The 21,210-nt window shown below is 41.5% G+C and carries 11 protein-coding genes; 10 read left to right on the top strand and 1 reads right to left on the bottom strand.

Annotated features, from left to right (window positions below):
• The first annotated feature begins 529 nt into the window (after window positions 1-529).
• From PQO03_RS02905 to PQO03_RS02885, 5 genes are all read left to right on the top strand, one after another.
• Window positions 530-3,502, top strand: a complete 2,973-nt coding sequence (locus PQO03_RS02905; protein WP_274150978.1) for a DUF1588 domain-containing protein — start codon at window positions 530-532, stop codon at window positions 3,500-3,502.
• A 14-nt stretch (window positions 3,503-3,516) separates the two neighbouring features.
• Window positions 3,517-4,782: a DUF1552 domain-containing protein gene (locus PQO03_RS02900; RefSeq protein ID WP_274150976.1), complete on the top strand. Its 1,266-nt coding sequence runs from the start codon at window positions 3,517-3,519 to the stop codon at window positions 4,780-4,782.
• A gap of 296 nt (window positions 4,783-5,078) precedes the next feature.
• Window positions 5,079-8,024, top strand: coding sequence for a DUF1588 domain-containing protein (locus tag PQO03_RS02895; RefSeq protein ID WP_274150975.1), 2,946 nt, complete (start codon window positions 5,079-5,081; stop codon window positions 8,022-8,024).
• A gap of 13 nt (window positions 8,025-8,037) precedes the next feature.
• Window positions 8,038-9,339 (top strand): DUF1552 domain-containing protein, encoded by a 1,302-nt coding sequence (locus PQO03_RS02890; protein WP_274150974.1) that lies wholly within the window; start codon window positions 8,038-8,040, stop codon window positions 9,337-9,339.
• Between the two features lie 254 nt (window positions 9,340-9,593).
• A complete protein-coding gene (locus PQO03_RS02885) occupies window positions 9,594-10,331 on the top strand; it encodes a ThuA domain-containing protein (protein WP_274150972.1) in 738 nt (245 codons plus the stop codon).
• A gap of 1,119 nt (window positions 10,332-11,450) precedes the next feature.
• Here PQO03_RS02885 and PQO03_RS02880 read toward each other — a convergent pair.
• Complete coding sequence (locus PQO03_RS02880; RefSeq protein ID WP_274150971.1) at window positions 11,451-13,829, bottom strand: glycoside hydrolase family 95 protein; 2,379 nt, start codon at window positions 13,827-13,829, stop codon at window positions 11,451-11,453.
• 516 nt (window positions 13,830-14,345) lie between these two features.
• Between PQO03_RS02880 and PQO03_RS02875 the strand changes: the two genes are divergently transcribed.
• The 5 genes from PQO03_RS02875 (at window position 14,346) to PQO03_RS02855 (ending at window position 21,184) form a co-directional block, all read left to right on the top strand.
• Entirely contained in the window at window positions 14,346-16,013 is a 1,668-nt protein-coding gene (locus PQO03_RS02875; protein ID WP_274150969.1) for a sialate O-acetylesterase, read from the top strand.
• A gap of 353 nt (window positions 16,014-16,366) precedes the next feature.
• Window positions 16,367-17,695: a c-type cytochrome gene (locus PQO03_RS02870; protein WP_274150967.1), complete on the top strand. Its 1,329-nt coding sequence runs from the start codon at window positions 16,367-16,369 to the stop codon at window positions 17,693-17,695.
• The gene (locus tag PQO03_RS02865; protein ID WP_274150966.1) at window positions 17,695-19,119 is read left to right on the top strand and encodes a DUF7133 domain-containing protein; all 1,425 of its coding nucleotides are present in this window, start codon (window positions 17,695-17,697) and stop codon (window positions 19,117-19,119) included. Before PQO03_RS02870 ends, PQO03_RS02865 begins: the two co-directional genes overlap by 1 nt.
• A gap of 19 nt (window positions 19,120-19,138) precedes the next feature.
• The gene (locus PQO03_RS02860) at window positions 19,139-19,762 is read left to right on the top strand and encodes a 3-keto-disaccharide hydrolase (protein ID WP_274150964.1); all 624 of its coding nucleotides are present in this window, start codon (window positions 19,139-19,141) and stop codon (window positions 19,760-19,762) included.
• Window positions 19,763-20,380: 618 nt separating this feature from the next.
• Entirely contained in the window at window positions 20,381-21,184 is an 804-nt protein-coding gene (locus tag PQO03_RS02855) for a hypothetical protein (protein WP_274150962.1), read from the top strand.
• Window positions 21,185-21,210: the final 26 nt, after the last annotated feature.

Genomic DNA, 21,210 nt, shown 5'->3' with positions numbered 1-21,210 from the left:
AAGCAAGTTTTATTTAGGGCTTCCTATTATGAAGTATTGATATGCCGGACTCACAAGTGAGCCCTCAATCATTTTATTATTATCTCGCTCGTGTGGCTCACGCCACACGCTATTCTATGCCGGGTCTACGACCCTCGTCTAATGCAACACAGGCTGATTTATGCTGGGTCTACGACCCTAATAGGCGAATCCAACTTAGGTGCAAAGCACCGACATAGTGTAGCATGCTCCGTAAGGGGCATGAATTGGCAGATCAATTTTTTGGAGGGCCCAGCCTTGGGTGCGGTATATGGCGGACTCACGGCTGGAAGGCTAAAGGCGGAGAAATGGAATTAACACAAGCTGAAATTGTAAAAATCAACATAATATAGCTCACGAATTCAGGATATAGCTAAGTATTGAATTTTATTTAAAATTGCTGTTAAGGTCCGCTTCTATTCGTCCTTCTATTAGAAAAATTTAAGGATCAAAATATGACATTGACCAATTCTAAGTTTGCTCATGAAGCTAGCCTATTTGAGCTTCAAAGATGAAATTTGTATTTTTAAACGGCTCGCTAAAAGGCAGAAAGCTAGATACAGATCAGTCGATTATAAGCATTGGCAGTGATAAGAGTAATTTACTCGTCATTCCTGAGCCGGGGATTTCATCTAAACACGCTCATATCGAAAAGCTAGATGGTCAGTGGATGGTGATTGATGCCAAAAGTACTAATGGCATTTTCATCAATGGACAAAAAGTAGAGCATAAAGCAAATCTTAGCGACTACGATACAATTAAACTGGCAGAAGTAGAGTTTGTTGTACTGATTACTGAAGAGGTAATTGCCTCGCTTAAAGAAAAACCTTTAGTTACTTTTGCTGCCGAAAAAAAACAGCCGCTTAAAGCAGTAGAGACAGCTCAAAAATTTTCATCGAAAAATAAAGCTCGACAGAAGCTCAAACACCAAAAGAAGAAAGGCTTTTCTAAGGCGCTAAGCCTAGCTATCTTTACTGGCGTGGTATTGGCCGCTTGTGTTGTCGGGCAGAAGGAATTGAGCCAAGCTCCAAAGGATGTCAACACTAAAACAGCGCCAACTGAACTTGCTGACAAAATAGAAAGCCCAGAAGCTCAGGTAGTGCCGCTTAGCGAAAAATTTACTCCAGAAGCCAAAACTGAAACCCTTGTTGCTGCTAAGCCGAAGCCTTTAATTGGAGACGTGCTCTATGATTATATAGATAAGTATTGTTTTAGCTGTCACAATGACAAGAAACAGAAAGGCAAACTCAGAATAGATGATAGTGATTTTGCTATTTCAAGCCATAAAGCCATTAGCCATTGGCGAGAGATTTTGGATGCAATAAATGGTGGGGATATGCCACCTGAAGATGAAAAACAACCCTCAAAAAAAGAACTTTCTGGAGTCATTGGGGAGCTTACGAACAGGCTTCAAAAAGCCCAAGAAAAGCTTGCTTCTACTGGCGGAGTTATTACGATGCGTCACTTAAATAGACGCGAATACAAGGGGAGTATAGCTGATTTGTTTGGCGCACCCTTAAGTACACAAAATTTGCCCTCTGACTCGCCAGAGGGTTTGGATACTGACGGCAGCGAACAGTTTTTCACCATCAATCACCAAAAGATTTATTATACCAAGGCAATTGATATTCTTAGCTCTGCATATGTTTCTATAAACGAGAAAAGGAAGTATACAGCTAAGCAACGTTTTGATCCTGAGGTGTTTCAGCGGAAGCACATGAAGAGGCAGTTCGATCAATTTACTAAAGGTGAAATAGATATAGAAAAATACCGTTCCTACACACAAAAAGATTTAGTGAAGGCAATGCAAAAAAAGTACCCTGGTAAAGTAGGCCGTATTCTCGTTCCTAGAGCGATAAGGGGTTTACTTGATGAAAATCTTGAATTTGGGGCAAATAACAGAATTGTCTGTAACTTTACTGTAGCTCCGGGTCAAAAGTATAAATTTACTGTCGTGACTTTTGGCAGTAGTGACAAAATTGGCTCTCTTAGCTTTGAGGGATCTGAAGCCCTAAAGTTAAAGTTTGATTCCACCAAAAAGAGACATGAAGCAAGTGTGATCATTACTGGTTCACTGTTATTAGACAAACATAGAGTATATGATAAATACCAAACAAGTCATAAGCGTGGTTTTGTTGTATATGCACCCGAAAATGGTTATTTTGATTATTTTCTCTTGGAGCCAATCGAAACCGAGAAGTCCCATTTTGAAGAATGCTTTGAACCTATTATTAGTAACAAGTCTGTTAGCGATAAGCAGCTAAGAGAGGCCTTAGTCAAATTCTGTGATCGAGCCTTTCGAAACGTAGAGCCTGCGAACGCTTTTATCGATTCATTGATTAAGAATTATAGAAGTGAGCGGGAAATAGGTGCTGCCCCAGGAGAGGCTCTGAAGAGCCAGCTTGCAACGGTACTCTCTTCTGCGTCTTTTCTATACATGAAAGAGTATTCAAAGGGGCTCGGGCAAGAGATAGCAGCGCCAGATTATGCTAATCGTTTAGCTTTCTTTATGTGGGGGGCACCACCTGATCAAAAATTACTTGAGGCGGCTCGAAGAGGTGAATTGCAGTCAGCCGACGGAGTTGCGAAGCAGATAAAGGAAATGCTTAGTTCTGAGGAAAGAGAATTAGCCTTGGGTAGTTTTTTCGGGCAATGGTTTGGCTTAGATAGACTTAGCGCTGCAGAAATAAAACCTCCTTTCGGAGAATTCGTGAGAAAAGAGCCATTGCACTATTTTAAGTATATGTTGGAGAATAATTTACCAATTGAGAGTTTGATTGATTCGGATTTTGCCGTGGTCAATCAACAATTGGCGAATCACTATGGGATTAAAGGAGAGTTTAATGGCTTTCGAGCTGTAAAATTACCAGCAAACAGCAAAAGAGGCGGGGTGCTAACTCAAGTGGCTTTTCTGGCCATGGGCAGTAATGGGGGAAAAGTATCACCAACAATTCGTGGAACGATTATTCGCAGTAAATTCTTAAATGATACGCCGCCGCCACCGCCACCAAATGTTCCCCAGTTAGCTGTTCAAGATGATGGCACTCAAACAATCAGGCAACTTGTAGACCTTCATAAAAGTGTCCCGCAGTGTAATTCATGTCACGAGAAAATTGATCCCCTTGGTTATGGACTCGAAAATTTTGATCATTTGGGGAATTTCAGAGAAGAGGTCAGACTAAAAAGGCAGCCAGATTCTGACCGAAAAGATACACATTTAGTTAAAATTGATCCCAGTGGTTATTTGGATACCAGTCATACCTTTAATGACCTTGAGGGTTTTAAAGCTCAGTTGATAACACAGAAAGAAAAGTTGGCTCGTTCGATGTTCGAGGAGATGCTCTCTTATGGTATAGGTCGCAAGCTTGAATTCATCGATGAGCCCGAAATAGAAAAATGTCTTGAGCGATTAAAAAAGCGTGATTACCGCGTTCTGGATATGGTTCTTGAGGTTGTAAATTCAAAAACATTTAGAAGTAAATAAAAAAGGAATAAGACATGAGCATTATTAAAAATATTTCTAGAAGATCTTTTTTAATTTCTTCTGCGGCCTGTTTAGCGCTTCCTACACTTGAAGCGGAGGCAGCTAAATCAAAAAATACTCCCAAAAAATTCCTGTGCGTTGGTTTAGGCTATGGTTTTTCAGATACACATTTTTACCCTAAGACAGTGGGGAGCTTTGCCAAAATTGGCCTTGAAGAAAGCATGAAGCCTCTCAGCCCCTTTATAGATGAAATAACTATGGTCGAAAAGCTAAGGAATTTTGGCTATCATTCAGCCCACGATGGCAGCACCCAGTTTTTGAGAGCCATGGGTCCCGTCTCTGCAGATATTCTTGCAGGAACCTACTTAAGTAAAGAGGCTCGTTATAAAAATATTGTTCTAAATACATCTGACTTTAGCGATGGACATAGCAAGGGCTTATCTTATGACTTTAGGGGTGGTTATATACCTGGTTTCCGAAGAAATTTGGATTTGTATAAAACTCTGTTCAGTAGCAATGAAAGTAAAGCACAGTTAATCCAGCGTATAAAGCAAAAGAGAAGTGTTTTAGATTCAAAAAAGATAGATTATAATAATTTTTCCAGCCAGCTTACAAAATCTGATAAAGTTAAACTTGATGAGTATTTTCAGTCAATTCGTCAAATGGAATACGAACTGAAAAGAGAACTTGACTGGGTCGCTGTACCAAAACCAAAGGCACCATACCCATTTCCTGATACAAAACTTGGTGGTAAGACTAAATACGCCGCTAAAAGAGATGGTATAAAAGATGTCAAACTGTCTTATGATTTGATTGCCCTGGCTTTTCAGTCGGGTCAGACAAACGTCGCTTCCTTGGCCATACCGAACACGGCTCTGCTGACTGGTTTAGGTATTAATACTACTATCCACGGTGTATCTCACTACAATTCAAGTCAACAGATGAGGACTTGGGCGGAACAAAGAGATAAAACGAATATGGAACTCTTTGCTTATGGTATTAAAAAGCTTAAAGAGACAAAGGATGTCAATGGTCAAAACCTTTTTGACAATACGGCCTTTATCTGTGGATCGAATCTAAGGAGTGGTCACGGCAACCGAGATATGCCATTTTTCGTCACAGGTGGAGCGATTGCAGGCTTAAAGAAAGGACACAATGTGCGCCCTCATGAGAAGAAAGTTCCTCTAGCAAACGCTTTACTGACTATTCTCAATGAACTTGGGGTAGATGTTAAAAACTTTGGTCAAAGTACAGGCAGAGAGACTTCATTTTTAGCTTAGGGTATGAAGCTAAAGCTCTGCAGCGTAGCTTCGGCACGCACGATTCTGCTATTCAAATACCACGGACTTACCTCCATGGCTACATTCCTAAGCCTTTCGAGCTATCTCTCAGTAACAATGAATTTGTTTGTGTGATTAAAACTTGTACATAGCTAAGTATTGAACTTTATTTTAAATAGCTGTTAAGATTGAGCCTTTTTCTGACTTCTATTAGAAAATATTAGGATATAAAATATGCAAATAACTCATTATAGATTTACTAGGCATAGGGTCTTAAGCATAGCGGAAGGTTCAATGTGATACTCAATTTTTCAAATGGTCCTCTGGCAGGGGAAAAATTAGAGTTTAGTGAAGCAATTATTACCATTGGCAGTAATGAATGTAATTCATTAGTAATTTCAGCCCCAGGCATCTCAGCTCAACATGCTTCTTTGAGAAAATATGATGGGCAATGGTTCATTATTGATAATGATAGCACCAATGGAGTGTATATTAATGGAGCGAAAGTTGATCGTCAGGGCGAAGTTTTAGATGGTAGCACCATCAATCTTGTAAATATTGAATTTAAAGTTGAATTGAGTACGTCAAAATCTTCTTTACTTAAAGAAGGCAAAGTACTTACGCTGAATATAAACAATATTAGAAATAAAAAATTAAGGGATAGAAAATTGAATGCTAAAAAGAAGACTGAGTCTTCAAAGAAACTCTGTATTGCTGTGTTACTTGCACTGCTACTTGTCGGTTGTATCTATGGCTCGAAAGGAAATGTCGAAAGAGCAAATTCCGCTCGTGGCACAAGCGTAGAATCTAAGCAGGAGCTAGCTGGAGATAAAGGCGAGGAGAGCGAAACTGCGCCCCTTGTCAATAAAGAAAAACCTGAGCAGTTTAATCATGAAGTTAACTTTGATACCCAGGTCCTTAAGCCCTTCATAGAAGAGCATTGTATTTCATGTCATGGCACGAAGAAACAAAAGGGGAGTACGCGTTTTGATCATCTTGATTATGTCGTTTCTGATAACTACGAAGCTTTTGAGTACCAAGATATACTTGATGTCTTAAATACAGGTGATATGCCACCAGAAGAAGAAACTCAGCCAAAAAAAGAAGAGCTTGAGCTCGTGATCAAGGAATTGACCGAGGGCTTATTTGTCGCACGTAAACAGCTTGCTTCTAAAGGTGGAAAAGTGACCATGCGTCGCTTAACGCGTCGAGAATATGGAGCAACCATAAGAGATATCTTTGGCTTAGAGCCTGAACCAAAGAAAATCCCAGCAGATGAAGGAGTTGAAAACTTTGATACGGTTGGAATTCGTCAAGACTTTAACTCCAAGCACATAGATCATTATTATGAACTGGCTAGAGAGGTTCTACAAACAAGTTTTAAATTGGCTGGAAAAAAAGAAACTTTTAAGATAGTGGAAACTCAACCAGAAGAACGTACCAATGGTCATATACAAAGGTTTTTAGATGAACATGCACACAAACCAAAAGGATCAGGTAAAGTTTACAGGCTGTCCAGGAATAATGAGGCCTACATTAAATTACCTAAGTATAAAGAGGGAGTCTACCTGGCTCAACCGATCCGGCATTTAGGTTATAGCTTTGGGATTGATCCTCGCGCCAAGTACAAGATCAGTGTGAAGTCCGGAGTTCATGGTCAGGTAGCACCTTTTAGGCGTTATGTAAGATTGCAATTAGGTAGAAGTGAAGACTTAGCTGGCGTGATTCGCGTTAATGGTACAGAAGATAATCCCACAGAAAGTACGATAGAAATCACACCAAAAACTCTAAAAGAGAAAATTGGTGGATATGTTGCGGAAGATCGTTCAGGTGCCTGGCTATCTCATTACCTTAGCTTTATTGAGCGCTATGAGGGTGTTGATGCGAAGAAAGAAGGTTTGATCTGGATTGATTCCTTTAAATGTGAAGGTCCTTACTACCCAGAAGAAAGAAGCTTCTTTGACAAGTTGCTTTGTCCCGAGGAGCCGACTCCTGAAAAACCTTCCGTCATGGTCTGGAATGATGCCAGCGTAAATGAGCTTTTAGAAAAATTCACCTATGAAGCTTTTAGGCATAAAACTCCCTCAGATGATTTCATAATTGGGCTCAATGAATTTCATAAGAAGCAGCGAAAATTGGGCTCTAGTTTTGAAGAAGCCTTGATCGATACTCTCGCGGTTGTTTTGTCCTCACCAAGCTTTTTATTCTTGAATGAAGATAGTCCGAAGCAAATCTCTAATAAAGACAAAGCGATAAGGATGTCTTACTTCCTCACGAGCTCTCCCCCCGATAAAGCATTATATAAAAAATTCAATCAAGCCTCAGTCACCGAGACTTCTCAAAGAGAGGAGATTGATCGACTTCTAGAAAAAACTAATTATCGAGATTTTAGTGAAGGCTTTGCAAGTCAGTGGGCGGACTTTACACGCTTTGATAATATAACGGTTAATTCGAAGCAATATCCTACTTTTAATATGGGCTTGCGCTATTCAATGAAGCAGGAAGTGATTCATTATTTCCAAGAAATGCTTCGCAATAATCTGCCGATTTCAAATCTTGTTAAATCAGATTTTGTGACGATCAACGCGCAATTGGCCACTCTTTATGGTATTCCCAATATGACGAGTAATAAATTTGAATCAGTTAAGCTTCCAGAAAATTCACCTAGAGGTGGCTTTCTGTCTCAGGGAGTCTTTTTATTATCGGGTTCAAATGGCGAACGCTCTTCACCTACAATTCGCGGTATGATGCTACTTAATCGCTTCATGAATAAAACAGTTCCTCCTCCGCCTCCAAATGTTCCTGAATTAGGGGCAGAAAGTGATGAAGTTTTGACGACTCGCAAACTAGTGGAGCTGCATCAATCACAAGTGCAGTGTGCATCTTGTCACAGAGACATGGATAATATGGGACTGGCGATGGAAAACTTTGATGTCATTGGACGTTGGCGCGATACGGAAAGGGTTTCTAGAGATCATATTCCGATCAAAATTGATGGCGCATTTGCCGATGGCAATGCTTTTCAGACCTATGGTGAATTTCAAAGTCATTTACTTAGCTATGAAGAAAAACTCGCCAGGAACATGATCGAATCACTTTTGGTATATAGTTTAGGTAGAGATATCGAATTTACTGACATGCCCCATATAGATGAAATCATCACTAACACTAGAGGGCAAAATTTCCGTATTAAAGATATGATTTACGCCGTCATCGAAAGTCCAATTTTTATCAAGAATTAAATAGAGAAAGCTTATGTCACTTATAACAAATTTAATGAATCGTCGTTCATTTCTAAAAACGAGTAGCTGTTTATTGGCCTTACCTTATCTAGACTCTATGGCGGCTAACACACCTAGCTCTATCCCCAAGAGAATGATTTTTCTAGGCGGGGGTTATGGCTTTACTCATGCCCATCATGGCACAAATAATGAAAGTTTTTTTCCGGAACAAGCAGGTAAGTTTGTAGATATGGGACTGACGCATTCAATGAAAGCCTTGGAACGTCATAAAAATGATATTACAATGGTGAGGAATTTAACTAATTTAGGTGTGAGCAACCCTCACGGGGGGAGCCAGTTTCACTTAAGTTGCGGTAGCTACCGTGAACATGAAGCGGGCATCTCATGCGATCAGATTGCCGCCAACACGATTGGTAAAGATTGTCGCTTTCGGTCATTGGTACTTTCAGGGAATGACCATATGCCTGGTCAAGGTGCCGGTCATGGCAGTGGCTACTCTTTATCTTCTGATGAACGTGGCCGTTCCATTCCAGCTTTAAACTCGCCTTTGGAATTATATAAGACTTTATTTGCTCAAGAGGGTGACTCCAGTGACACTGTTATTAAGCGTTTAAACAAACGTCAGAGTGTCCTAGATCTTGTTCATAAAGATGCCACAAGTGTGCAGCGAAAGCTTGCCAGTGAAGATTCGGAAAAGTTAGATCAGTACTTCACCTCAGTAAGAGAAATTGAGCAGACTTTAAGTCGTGAAAAGGCATGGGCCAATGTCCCCAAGCAGCAAGCGCCTTTTGGCCCTCCGACTGAAGGCATGGATGGAGCAAAAGAAGTTAATCTGATTTACGATATGATGATCATTGCGCTACAATCAGATATGACTCGCGTGATTACTTACCGCCAGCCCGTGGCCTCTGTGATTAAAAGCTTAGGTATATCTCTGTCTCCTCACAGCTTGAGTCACTACGGCAGTTCAGGCGATAGCCGAGTTGCCTCTGAAAAGAGAGATGCGAAGATTATGGAGCTTTATGCGGGCTTTATTGATCGTTTGAAGCGTACCAAAGATACTCAAGGTCAAAGCTTATTTGATAGTACGATTGTGAACTATGGTTCAAACCTTAAGACGGGTCACGGGACTCAGGATGTTCCGGCGATTCTTTCTGGCGGTGGTGCGAAAGACATCAGGAAGGGTGAGCATATCATTCTTGAAGAAGAGAATACTTCTCTTGGTAAATACTGGCTCACCTTACTTCAGCAGGCTGGAGTGAAAATTGATAAGTTTAATTACGATAATAAAAATCTTCCACAAATTTTAGTTTAAATAGGCAAAGAGATACGATGAATATGGCATGAATTTTACCGTGTTAGCGACGACTTACTCCAGATTAACAATCTGCAGCGTGAGGAAAAGAAAATCTTTGAGAAGATGAGTAAGCAAAAGAAATATTGAGCAATTTACAGCTGAAGGCATGCCGTTCACTCGAAAGCAGTCGCGATCTGCAGAGAAGACTGGCTATCAAAACTAAGTGATGCCTTTGTGTATAAAATTTTTAAAACATATTAATGAGAAAAACCATGAAATATATAATAATCACCCTGATCACGCTACTTACATCCTGTGCAGTAGACCAGAAAAAAACAATTAAAGCGCTTTATATCACCGGTGGCTGCTGTCACGACTACAAGAGTCAGCAAAAGATTATTCCCCAAGGCCTGGCACAAAGAATTAATATTGAAACTGACATTATTTTCGCCATAAAAAAAGAAGTAATGAAAGAAAAACTCAGTAAAATCGACTGGGCCAAGGGCTACGATCTGGTCATCTATAATATCTGTCAGTCCCAAGAATCTGACAGTGAGTTTATAGACTCTATCACCAAACTTCACCATGACGGGCTAGGCGCCATAGCGCTGCACTGCTCAATGCACTCTTATCACTGGAAGATTAAAGGAGAAAAGTCATGGACAAAATTCCTCGGTGTAACTTCACCGAATCACGGTCCAAAATCCAAGATTTCAGTCAAGCCTGTTGCTGAGCATCCAATCATGAAAGGTTTCCCCAAAGAGTGGATCACTCCAAATGGCGAGCTTTATAACATCAGCGCAATGGAAAAAACAATGACTCCTTTGGCTATGGGCACTCGTCTTGAAAAAGGTGACAAAACTCCAATCCCTTGTATCTGGGTCAACCAGTATGGCAAAGGCAAAGTTTTTGCTACTACCTTAGGACATCATAACGAAACTATGCAGTCTACTGAGTATCTCGACATGCTTTCCAACGCAGCTCTTTGGGTAACAGGTCAACTGGACTAATCCGGACAGAACTCCAGCACATGCCGAAGGTATATAGTGTGGTAGCCACCGAATTTATCCGGTGCTTATTGTAGAAAAAATGATAGTCATGCCGAAGGTATGAAGCTAAAACTCTGCAGCGTACCTTCAGCACGCACGATTCTCTTATTCAAATACCACGGACTTAGGTCCATGGCTACATCCCTAAGCTATCCGAGCTCAAATACCGAAGTCCTCCTCTTAAGATTGAGGGAACTTAAGAAGCTATAAAGGCGAAATTTATACTTAATCCAATGGAGCTTATTCTTAAGGGTACATCCACCCTCTTGAGCCGGTGTGGGTGGAGCCAATGCTATTAAGTTCCTCATAACTCATTGGAGGAGAGCACTATTTTGGTTTTTTGGAGAATTTTGTCAAAGCGGATCTTCACGCTACTATTTGGCCATATCCATTAAATTCACAAAAAGCATCTTCCCTGGGAGCGCGGGCGTCTCGCCCGCATTTGTCATATAGTCATGCCGAAGGTATGAAGCTAAAGCTCTGCAGCGTACCTTCAGCACGCACGATTCTCTTATTCAAATACCACGAACTTACGTCCATGGCTACATTCCTAAGCTCTCCGAGCTCAAATACCGAAGTCCTCCTCTTAAGATTGAGGGAACTTAAGAAGCTATAAATGCGAAATTTATACTTAATCCAATGGAGCTTATTCTTAAGGGTACATCCACCCTCTTGAGCCGGTGTGGGTGGAGCCAATGCTATTAAGTTCCTCATAACTCATTGGAGGAGAGCACTATTTTGGTTGTTTGGAGAATTTTGTCAAAGCGGATCTTCAAGCTACTATTTGGCCATATCCATTAAATTCACAAAAAGCATCTTCCCTGGGAGCGCGGGCGTCTCGCCCGCATTTGTCATATAGTCATGCCGAAGGTATGAAGCTAAAACTCTGCAGCGTACCTTCAGCACGCACGATTCCCTTATTCAAATACCACGGACTTACGTCCATGGCTACATTCCTAAGCTCTCCGAGCTCAAATATCTGTCAGTATCTCTTAAGTTCCATACTACTATAAATGCCTCCGCGAGCGGACTTGCTTTGCAAAAGTGCAGCTAAAAAACCTTAAATCCTCACCATTTATCTTAAAATTTCCATGTCATTTTTTCGGCGCTTTTGGGGCGGTGAATTTTTGTTTTGACTTCACCATTGAGGCGCAAAGCAAACTCCTTGCCTTTGAGTGAAGTAATCGATAAGCTTTTTATTTGACCCGCCTCCCAGCTAATATCGACTTCGAAATCGCCACGTGCTTTAATGCCTTGCACACTACCCGTGGGCCATGACGCGGGAAGTGCGGGTAAAATATCTAGTACATAGCGGCCTTCTGAATCGCGCTCCTGGGATTGGAGTAACATTTCCGTCACACCTGCGGTCGCACCAAAATTACCATCGATCTGAAAGGGGGGGTGAACATCAAAAAGATTGGGGTAAAGCTTTCCTTTTATCAGATTGTTCAAGAGCATCATCGCTTTTTCGCCATTGCGCATGCGTGTCCAAAAATTCAGTTTCCAACCCAAAGACCAACCCGTTGCACCATCTCCTCTATGTTCTAGGGTGATTAGTGCAGCCTTTGCCAGCTCTGGAGTTTTAAGAGGCGAAATTTGTGTTCCGGGATGCAGTCCCCACAAGTGATTGATATGACGGTGCTTATCTTTGGGATCATCGCGATCTTCGTACCACTCCTGTAATTGGCCATACTGACCAATTTTATAGGCTAATAAATTATCTTTGCGATTTTTCCATTTCTCTGTGCGTTCGTTATTAACGCCGAGTATCTGCGCACACTCCAAGGCACATTGCAAGATCTCTCGTGTCGTAGCAATATCTGTAATAGCGCCCTTTGAAATGAGGCCGTGTTCTGACGACCAAGATGGCATAGAGGTGTAAGTTCCATCAGGAAGTTTATGTAGGTAGCCAGCTGCAAAATCTGCGGCCTCCGCTAAAACGGGCCAAAGTTCTTCTCTAAGCTGGGTCTTATCCTGACGATAGGCAAAATGTTCATAGAGATGATGAGAGAGCCAAAGCGAGCAAGAACTTAAGGCCTTCCAAGTGAGTTGCCCCTTTCCGCGGCCTACACGTGGAGCGGTATGACCCCAGATATTTGTGGCGTGATAAGCCATCCAGCCCTCAGAATTGAAATATTCTTTTGCGGTAATACGTCCCGGCTCAACTAAAGATTCGATAAACTCGAGCAAGGGCTCTTCGCATTCGATAAGGTTAGTCGGGCCTGCGAGCCAGTAATTCATCTGTAGGTTAATATTGATATGATAATCCGCCGCCCAGGGAGGGGTTAATGAATTGTTCCAAACACCTTGTAAATTTGCAGGCAAAGTCCCGGGGCGTGAACTCGCAATCAATAGGTAACGACCATATTGGTAGAGAGTCTCGACTAAATCTGGGTCTGGATTAGAGCTCTTTTCAAGATGCTCACCATAGGATTTCAGCCTTGCCTCCATGGGCATATTTCTTAGTTCTGTACTGGAATCACCAAGATCTAAACTGACACGATCAAAGAGTTCCTTGAAGTCATTTAGGTGTCTCTCCAAAAGCTGCTCATAGGGTTTTGTAGTGGCAGCATTGAGGGTTTCTAAAACCTCTTGATCGGGAGCCTCTCCAATACGATTGGGAGCCTTGTAATCAAAAGCGGTATCTGCTGCTAGGTAAAACTCTACCACTCGAGCGCCTTCCACTGAAATGATGCCTGCTGTAGATTTTAAGCTGCCGCCCTCATGCTTTACACGAATGCGTGCATTGACCGGCATGTGGTTCTGCGCAGCCTTTCCGGAAATAACTATATCATTGCCATTGACACGGGGCACCCAGTCTTTGTTGGGTGTTTCGAATCCGAGCTTTATATTTTGTGAGCCCCCTGCGGATACTTCGAATCTAAGCACCAAGCACTGATCGGGGTGTGAGACAAAAGCCGTACGAGTGTATTTATGCTTACCCATTGTAAATTCAACGACGGAAAGGGCATTATTGATATCGAGCTTACGTTGGTAATCGCTCACCGACTCAAACTTGATTCCCGTATCAAAGACTAAGTCACCAAAAGTTTGGAAAGTACCAAAGTTTTTGTCGGCGCTAGCTGACGAACCAATCAATTGTTTAGCTTGCTTATGAGCGGCATCATACTCATCATTCATGAGCATGGATCGAAGCTTATCTATACCCTTGTGACTATCCACAATATTCTGATCTTTATCGACCTTTCCAGACCAAAGGCTATCAATAGTGAAGTTAATGCGTTCTTGTTCAACTCCGCCATAAACCATGGCACCAATTTTGCCATTACCAATAGGTAAACAGTACTTCTGCCAGACCGGATCTCGAGGATGAAAACGTTTTTCTTTTGCCTGCATCATTGCGGGCTTATCGTGTTTTATGTCGTATGCGGTATTCGCAAAAGCTGATTGCAGTGATGCGCAGAATAAGGCACTCATTATGATTTTTGTTGTTATCAATGTATTTCCTTTAGGTCAAATATTTATTTATTGATAATGATAGAAGGCTAGCTAGAAGCCAATTCTTAACATCTAACTTAGAGAAAGGTCATTCATTTACTTCTACAGGCGTTTATCTATTGAAGCTCTTACTACTCAAATGAAGACCGTTCTAAACAAGGATTCGAAAAGTTGATCATAACAAGCTCTTGTACCCTCAGGACCCAATGCCCCTGGGTCCGCTATATGTCGGACTCACATCGTGAGGTCTTTCCAGACAGGCGGATAAAAGTATTTGCCCGTACGTGTGGCGCTCATTAACACCGTAGAGCTAAATCCTAGTTGTTGTTTATAAAAAGCATTTTTAAATTAATTTACATTATTTGAAGATCAGCTGTTAAAGTTTCAATGAATTTGGACTTCTATTTAAGAACTAGCTAGTATTCACTAGAACAAATAATACTATACCGTCATCTACCTAATCATGTGAACTGACTGCAGTATCTTACAGTATAATAACACCTTAAAGGAAATAACATGAAAACACTTTTACTCTCATTTTTACTCATGGCTTCATCCGCACTAAACGCAGAAGTTATTTTACCAAAAATTATTAATAGCCACATGATTTTACAGCGCGGTGTCGAGGCTCCTATCTGGGGCTGGGCCGATCAGGGAGAAGAGGTGAAGGTGAGCTTTGCCGGGCAGACGAAGAAGGCAATGCCGGATAAAAAAGGCAAGTGGATGATCAAGCTCAATCCACTAAAAGCTTCCTCTGAGGCTCGCGAAATGATTATCGAGGGGAATAATAAAATCACTCTTAGCGATGTACTCGTTGGTGAAGTGTGGCTCGCTTCAGGACAATCCAATATGGAATGGGATTTTATGCGTGTTGACAAGGCCGAACGCGAATACGCCATGAAGCATGCAGACAATAAACTGCTGAGGGCCTTTCATGTGAATGAGCATGTTACTTCTGGGGCCCCTCTTGATGACACCGCGGGGCTGTGGAAAACCAGCAATGATATGGTGGGGGAAAAGGGTATTAAACTCGGCCTCCAGAAAGGCATCTCGGCAGTAGGTTTCTGCTTCGCCCTCAAACTCCAGCAAGAACTTGGCGTGCCAGTAGCCTTTATCGACTCGAACTGGGGTGGACGAAGAATTGAGTCTTTTATTCCTGACGAAGGATATGAAGCTTTAGATTTGAAATACAGAAAGGGTGGAGAACTTAAAGCTGCTGATGTTAAGGATAAAATAGAGAAAAAGCTGAGCTCACTACTTGTTATTCTTGAGGATGTGAAGCAGGGAAAGGAGATTGATGGTAAGGTTCTTTCTTCAATGGGAATCAGGCAAAAGAAAGGTCAGAAAGTTAATGCTCAAGTCATTGAAAAAAAGATAGAGGACTTGCAAAATAATCTGTCACCTGCTCTTGAGGCTGCAAAACAAGGCCTCGTCATTCCAGTTAATCTTCATAGATTCCTGGGAGTTGCAGACAACGACATTTACAACGCCATGATTTCTCCTCTCACTCCCTTTGCAATAAAGGGAGCTATCTGGTACCAGGGGGAATCAAACCGCACTTCAAAAGATTATTTTCAGAAACTGCAGGCACTTTCAATAGGATGGTCAAAGGTATTCAATGTTAAAGATATTCCATTACACTTGGTCCAAATTGCACCTTTTCAATACGACAGAAAGAACCCAAAAAACACCACGCTTTGTGATAATATTTGGACCGCTCAATACGAAGGTGCTCAAGAGATTGCTGGAATGACTGTTGTGCCTATCCACGATACAAATATTCCTATTAACAATATTCACCCTCCACACAAATTGCCGCTAGGCAATCGCCTGGCATTACGAGCTTTGAAAGAGCAATATGGTAAAAATATTGTTGCTTCAGGTCCGAATTTTGCCGGAGTAAAACTTAAGGGTTCAAGCCTTGTAGTTTCTTTTGAAGGTATTGACCAGGGACTCAGTACTAAAGATGGTAAAGCACCAAGTCATTTTGAAGTCTCTGCCGACGGAAAAACTTTTGTCGCTGCCGAAGCAAAAATCGATGGCAGTTCTGTAATCGTTTCATCAGATGAGCTCTTGACTCCCAAGTATGTGAGAATGGGCTGGTATGAAACCGCCTTGCCAAACCTTCAGGATAAAAACGGCTGGCCCGTTTTTGCCTTCTCCGCAAAAGAAATCACAAAATAAAAGGGTGTCGGACTCACAAGTGAGCCCTCAGCTTTTTTTCGCTTAATCATGTGGCTAACGCCACACGCTATTCTATGGCGGGCAAAGCCCTAGGTGCGAAGCACCGACACAATGTAGCATACTCCGTAAGGGGCATGACGAAGGAAGATCTAATTTTGGAAGGGCTCACTTGTGAGTCCGACACAATGTAGCATGCTCCGTAAGGGGCATGAAACTGGTTTGAAATTAATTGAGGGCCCAAACCTGGGTCCGGTATATACTGACTCATATTATCTTCATTTTCTCATCAGCTGCTGTTAAGGTTACACTCATCTAGGTCCTTCTAGGGTTAAGCATAAACTTTACCCAAGGACATGAATGAGACATATAAAGCATTTTTTTTACCTAAGTTCAGCATTGGTATTATTGTGAGATTTATCTTACTCACTATTTTCATCTTTGCATTTCAGATCAAAGCTCAGGGCTCAGAGTCAATAAGCCGCGGCAAAATAATCTATGAGTCGGTTTGCTTTGCATGCCATGGCAAGAATCTTGAAGGGGCCGTGGGGCCAAACCTAAAAGATTCGCTTTGGCTTCATGGCGCTAGTAAAGCGCAGCTCATGACCACAATTAAAAAAGGTTTTCCTGAACAAGGCATGGTGGCTTTTGGGACAATATATAAAGATCAGCAGATCGAGGATATCAGCAATTTTATTCTATCTCGTCAGCAAGGACTACGAGATATGGAATATCGAATTTACCATAAGGCCAGCTTTGAGACAGGCGTTCAATGGGGAACTCAGAAGCCGGATAAAAAAGGCCCTCTGAATCCTCCTCACGTCAACTTAAATCTACCTGAGGTTGATCAGTTTGGTCTTCAGTTTAAAGGAAAACTGCTCATTCCCCAACACATTGCAGGTAAATTCAAAATCGTCGGAATGATACGCCAAAAAGAAGGCTTTCAATTATTGATCGATGGTAAAAAAATCGAACTTAGCACCGCAAGTAGTCGCTTTGAAGAAAAAATTAATTTATCTGCAGGAATTCACGAGTTCGAATTTCGCTATATTAGGGGCTTGAAAAGTACTCCTCTACACTTTGAATTATTAGGGAAAGCCACAATCCCACTTTCCTTTGACTCATACAGAAAATCATTGACTAGCGAATACATTGTAAAAGCTGAAGATTCATTCTTCATTATGCGCAAAAGAGTCAAAGACCTAAGCCCTGGTACGATCATCGTAAATCACCAAGATCAAGTGTCCTATGCGATAAGCCCCTATGGCGCATCTGTGAGCGCTATTTGGACTGGAGATTCTATAGATATTGGTCCCAATATTTATGCCCGAGGTCAAGATGTCGCCAAAACTCTGGGAAAGCATTTATTGAGTAAAAAAGAGGCTATTGAACTGCTTATCGACGGTAGTGAAAAGAAACTGAAATACCTGGGCTATGCCAATAAGCCAAAGCCCAAATTCATGTATAAGTATGGTACGGATCAGATAAGTATCGAAAGCTCTATCAACTCAAAAAATCTCCTGCTGACTTACAGTCTTGTTTCACAGCATCCTACCAAGATCCAAGTCAAAATCCCCAAGGGCTTAACAGTCAATACGAGCAAGGGAACTCACGAGGGTTTGGTATTTACTCCAGATAACTCAAGCTCATTTCAAATCATCATCCCATTCGAGGAGCAACCATAATGAAAATACTTATTTCATGTTTAATCATAGTCATTTCATGGTCCTCTTTTGCTGCGTCTCCAGATGCTTACAGTATAGAAACAATTGAAACTCCAAAGGATGTGCTCTTTCATGTTACAGGTTTGGATATTACTGAAGATGGCAGAGTTTACTGCTGCACGAGATATGGCGATGTCTGGGTTTTAGCCCAAGGTAAATGGACCCGCTTTGCGACTGGATTACACGAACCCTGTGGCCTCATGGTTGATCAGGACGGCGCAGTAATTGTTACCCAGAAACCAGAGATGACCAAACTTATCGATAGCGATAAAGATGGCATCGCGGATCTCTACTTAAACCTTTCCCATGCCTGGGAGTTTCATAATAATTACCACGAGTTTAACTTTGGTGGAATTAGGGATAATTCTGGAAATTACGTCGGCACCTTAAACCTTGCTGCTGGACGCAATGTAGCTGGTTTGAAACTAAGTGCGATGTCAACTGAAGGCGGTTACCGTGGTTGGGCTTATAAAGTGAGTCCTGAAGGAAAGTTCACTGCTTTTGCCTCGGGATTGAGATCGCCTGCAGGCCTTGGTACAAATGACTTAGGTGAAATATTTTTCACCGATAATCAGGGGGACTATGTAGCCACGTCAACACTGAATCATCTTGAGCAAGGGAAATTTTACGGACATCCGATTTCACTACTAGATAAGCCTGAATATAACATGGCCAAGCTCAAAGAGATGAAAGATGAAGAATTCGAGAAGATGCGTACACTACCAGTAGTTTGGATACCGCAGGAAGAAATAGCTAATTCACCCGGAAACCCGGAATGGCTTGGTGATTCCGGAAAGTTTGGACCCTTTAAAAATCAATTCTTTATCGGCGACCAGACCCGTTCAAATATCTTCAGAGTCTCATTACAAAAAGTGGGTGGCCGCTACCAAGGCTGCGTCATTGATTTTATCTCTGGGCTGCAGTGTGGCAACATACGCCTAAAATTCGATGCGGAAGGAGCTCTCTGGGCAGGTCAAACGAGTCGCGGCTGGGCATCTCGTGGCTCTAAACCTTTTGGACTTCAAAAAGTCGTTTGGGATAAAAAAACGATTCCTTTTGAGATTGAAGATGTCAAGCTGATTAAAGGTGGATTTAAAGTCACTTTTACAAAAGAAGTAGATCCGAAATCAGTGAAAGTAGCAAATATTGGGATTAGCCATTGGTGGTATAATTATACACGCGATTATGGCTCTCCCAAAGTTGACTTAAAAAATTCTGAGTTAAGTTCCGTACAAGTTCAGGCAGATGGAAAAACTCTAGTGATTAAAATGCCTTTGAAAAAGCAGCAGGTCTACTGCCTGGATCTAAGCCAGGTTTTGAATAAGTCAGGGCAAAAAACTCACAATAGCAAAGCTTTTTATACTCTCATTAATCTCGTTGAATAAGAATTTTAAAGGAAATATCATGAAACAAATCATCACTTTTTTATTAGTCTCCATACTTTGTTTTGGCTGTGCCACAAGTGAGGATAAGTGTATCAATCTACTTAAGGCAGAAGAACTTCACTTGAATGAAAGGTGGATACTCAAAGACGGGATGCTCTATCCGTCAGCAACTCCACGGGGCATGATGTGGACTAAAAAATCCTTTTCTAATTTTGAATTGACCGTAGAATACAAAACTTCCGAGAAATGTAATAGTGGAATCTTTTTTCGTATGAATCCAAAAAATCCCGTTCAAGAAGGCTTTGAAATTCAGGTGGCCTCCCCCGGTTTATATAAAGGAAAGCATGCGGTGGGATCTCTTTATGACGCCAAAGAGCCTACTTCGCCCGCAGCAAAAGCAGATGGCGAATGGAATACCATGGTTCTGACTTGTGAGGGACCAAGAATTAAGCTAGTACTCAATGGAAGCGAAGTTCAAAATTTAACTTTAGATGATTGGACGACGGTCAAAAAAAATCCTGATGGCAGTAAAAATAAATTTAAAACCGCCCTCAAAGATTTGCCACGTACGGGCCATATTGGCGTTCAATACCACGGCCAGCCTGTTTGGTATAGAAAGTTAACCGTGAGGGTTTTAGATTAGCCTCCTAATAATCAGCGTAACCAAATACCTGTACATGGCTTGGTACGAAACCGCCCTCCCAAGCTCCAAGACAAAAAGGCTTGGCCCGTTTTTGCATCCCCGCAAAATAAATAACAAAATAGTATGGTAGTCACCGTATAAATCCGGTGGCTATTGTTAAAAAATGATGTTCATACCGAAGGTCTGAAGGTGAACTTCTGCAGCGTACCTTCGGCACGCACGATGCTCTTATTCAAACACCACGGACTTACGTCCATGGCTATCTTCCTAAGCTCTTCGAGCTCAAACATCTCTTAAGTTCCCTACTATTAATCATAGGGCCCATACTTGGGTCCGGTATATGCAGGACTCACATTCGTGAGGTCTTGCCAGACAGGAGGATAAAAAACATTTGTTCGAACGTGTGGCTTACTCCACATCATGTGGCTCACTCCACACTCTAATTTATGTCGGGCTAAAGCCCTTTAATACCGATCAATATGCAAAAAACTGCAGTGAGTGAAGCAATCTGAACACTGACGACTTTCTTTTCTCATTTTTCTCATCAACCGCTGTTAAGGTTTCACTCATCTAGGTACTTCTAGGGTTAACAATCAACTTTTAACTCAAGGACAGAGAATGAAATACCTATTCGCCCTAGTCATCTGCCTACTTATACCTCTCAGCGCCGAAGAGCTTCTTGTGACTCCAAAAGCCGATTATATGAATGAAAGCTTTGACCACGAGTCCATCAATAACAGAATCCGTCCCCCTAAAACTATGAATTGGAGCGTCATCAAAGGCGAATATATTGGTTCACCCAAAGATGTAAGCTCGACTAAAGTTCAGCACTTATTGTCTTTTTGGACACCAAACCCACACAATGGACTGCTCTTAGAATTCGCCTTCAAATTTGATGTTACGCCAGAGTTTTTCGAGTTCCACCTCGGAAGAAACTACGCCAAAGTTTATTTTGAAAATGGGTCTTTACACTTCCGTCGAGATGAGAACATCAATGGCAAAATCAAGAGTATTGATCACGAAATCGCTAAACAGCTCAACACATTCAGATGGAATAAAATCAGAATTGAAAGCATTAATAATCAGTACCTCATAAAGATAAATAACTCTACTCCACTATTCCTTAAATCCATTGGAGAGAACCCCGAAATTTATGGTGGCTTCAAAATCACGGGCTCAGGAATCAATAAAATTTATTTAGACAAGGTTGTCCTTAAATCTGTCAAAGGCCCGACAAATAATTTGAACGAGAAAATAAGTGCATACACTCGCCTGGATTCTACTCGATCCGAAGCTGGAAAAAATACTATTGTTCAATCAACTAGCCCTCAAAAACAAATAAAAACCGAGAAAGAGGCCCTTAAAAAACAGGCTTCGCCAAGTCCAAAGACCACTAAGTCGAGAAAACTCATATATATCTAAAAACTTTTTATAAAAAATAATTCGGA

It is taken from the genome of Lentisphaera profundi (assembly GCF_028728065.1).
In the GTDB taxonomy this organism is placed as follows: Bacteria; Verrucomicrobiota; Lentisphaeria; order Lentisphaerales; family Lentisphaeraceae; genus Lentisphaera; species Lentisphaera profundi.
This window is presented reverse-complemented; position numbering and strand designations above follow the sequence as displayed.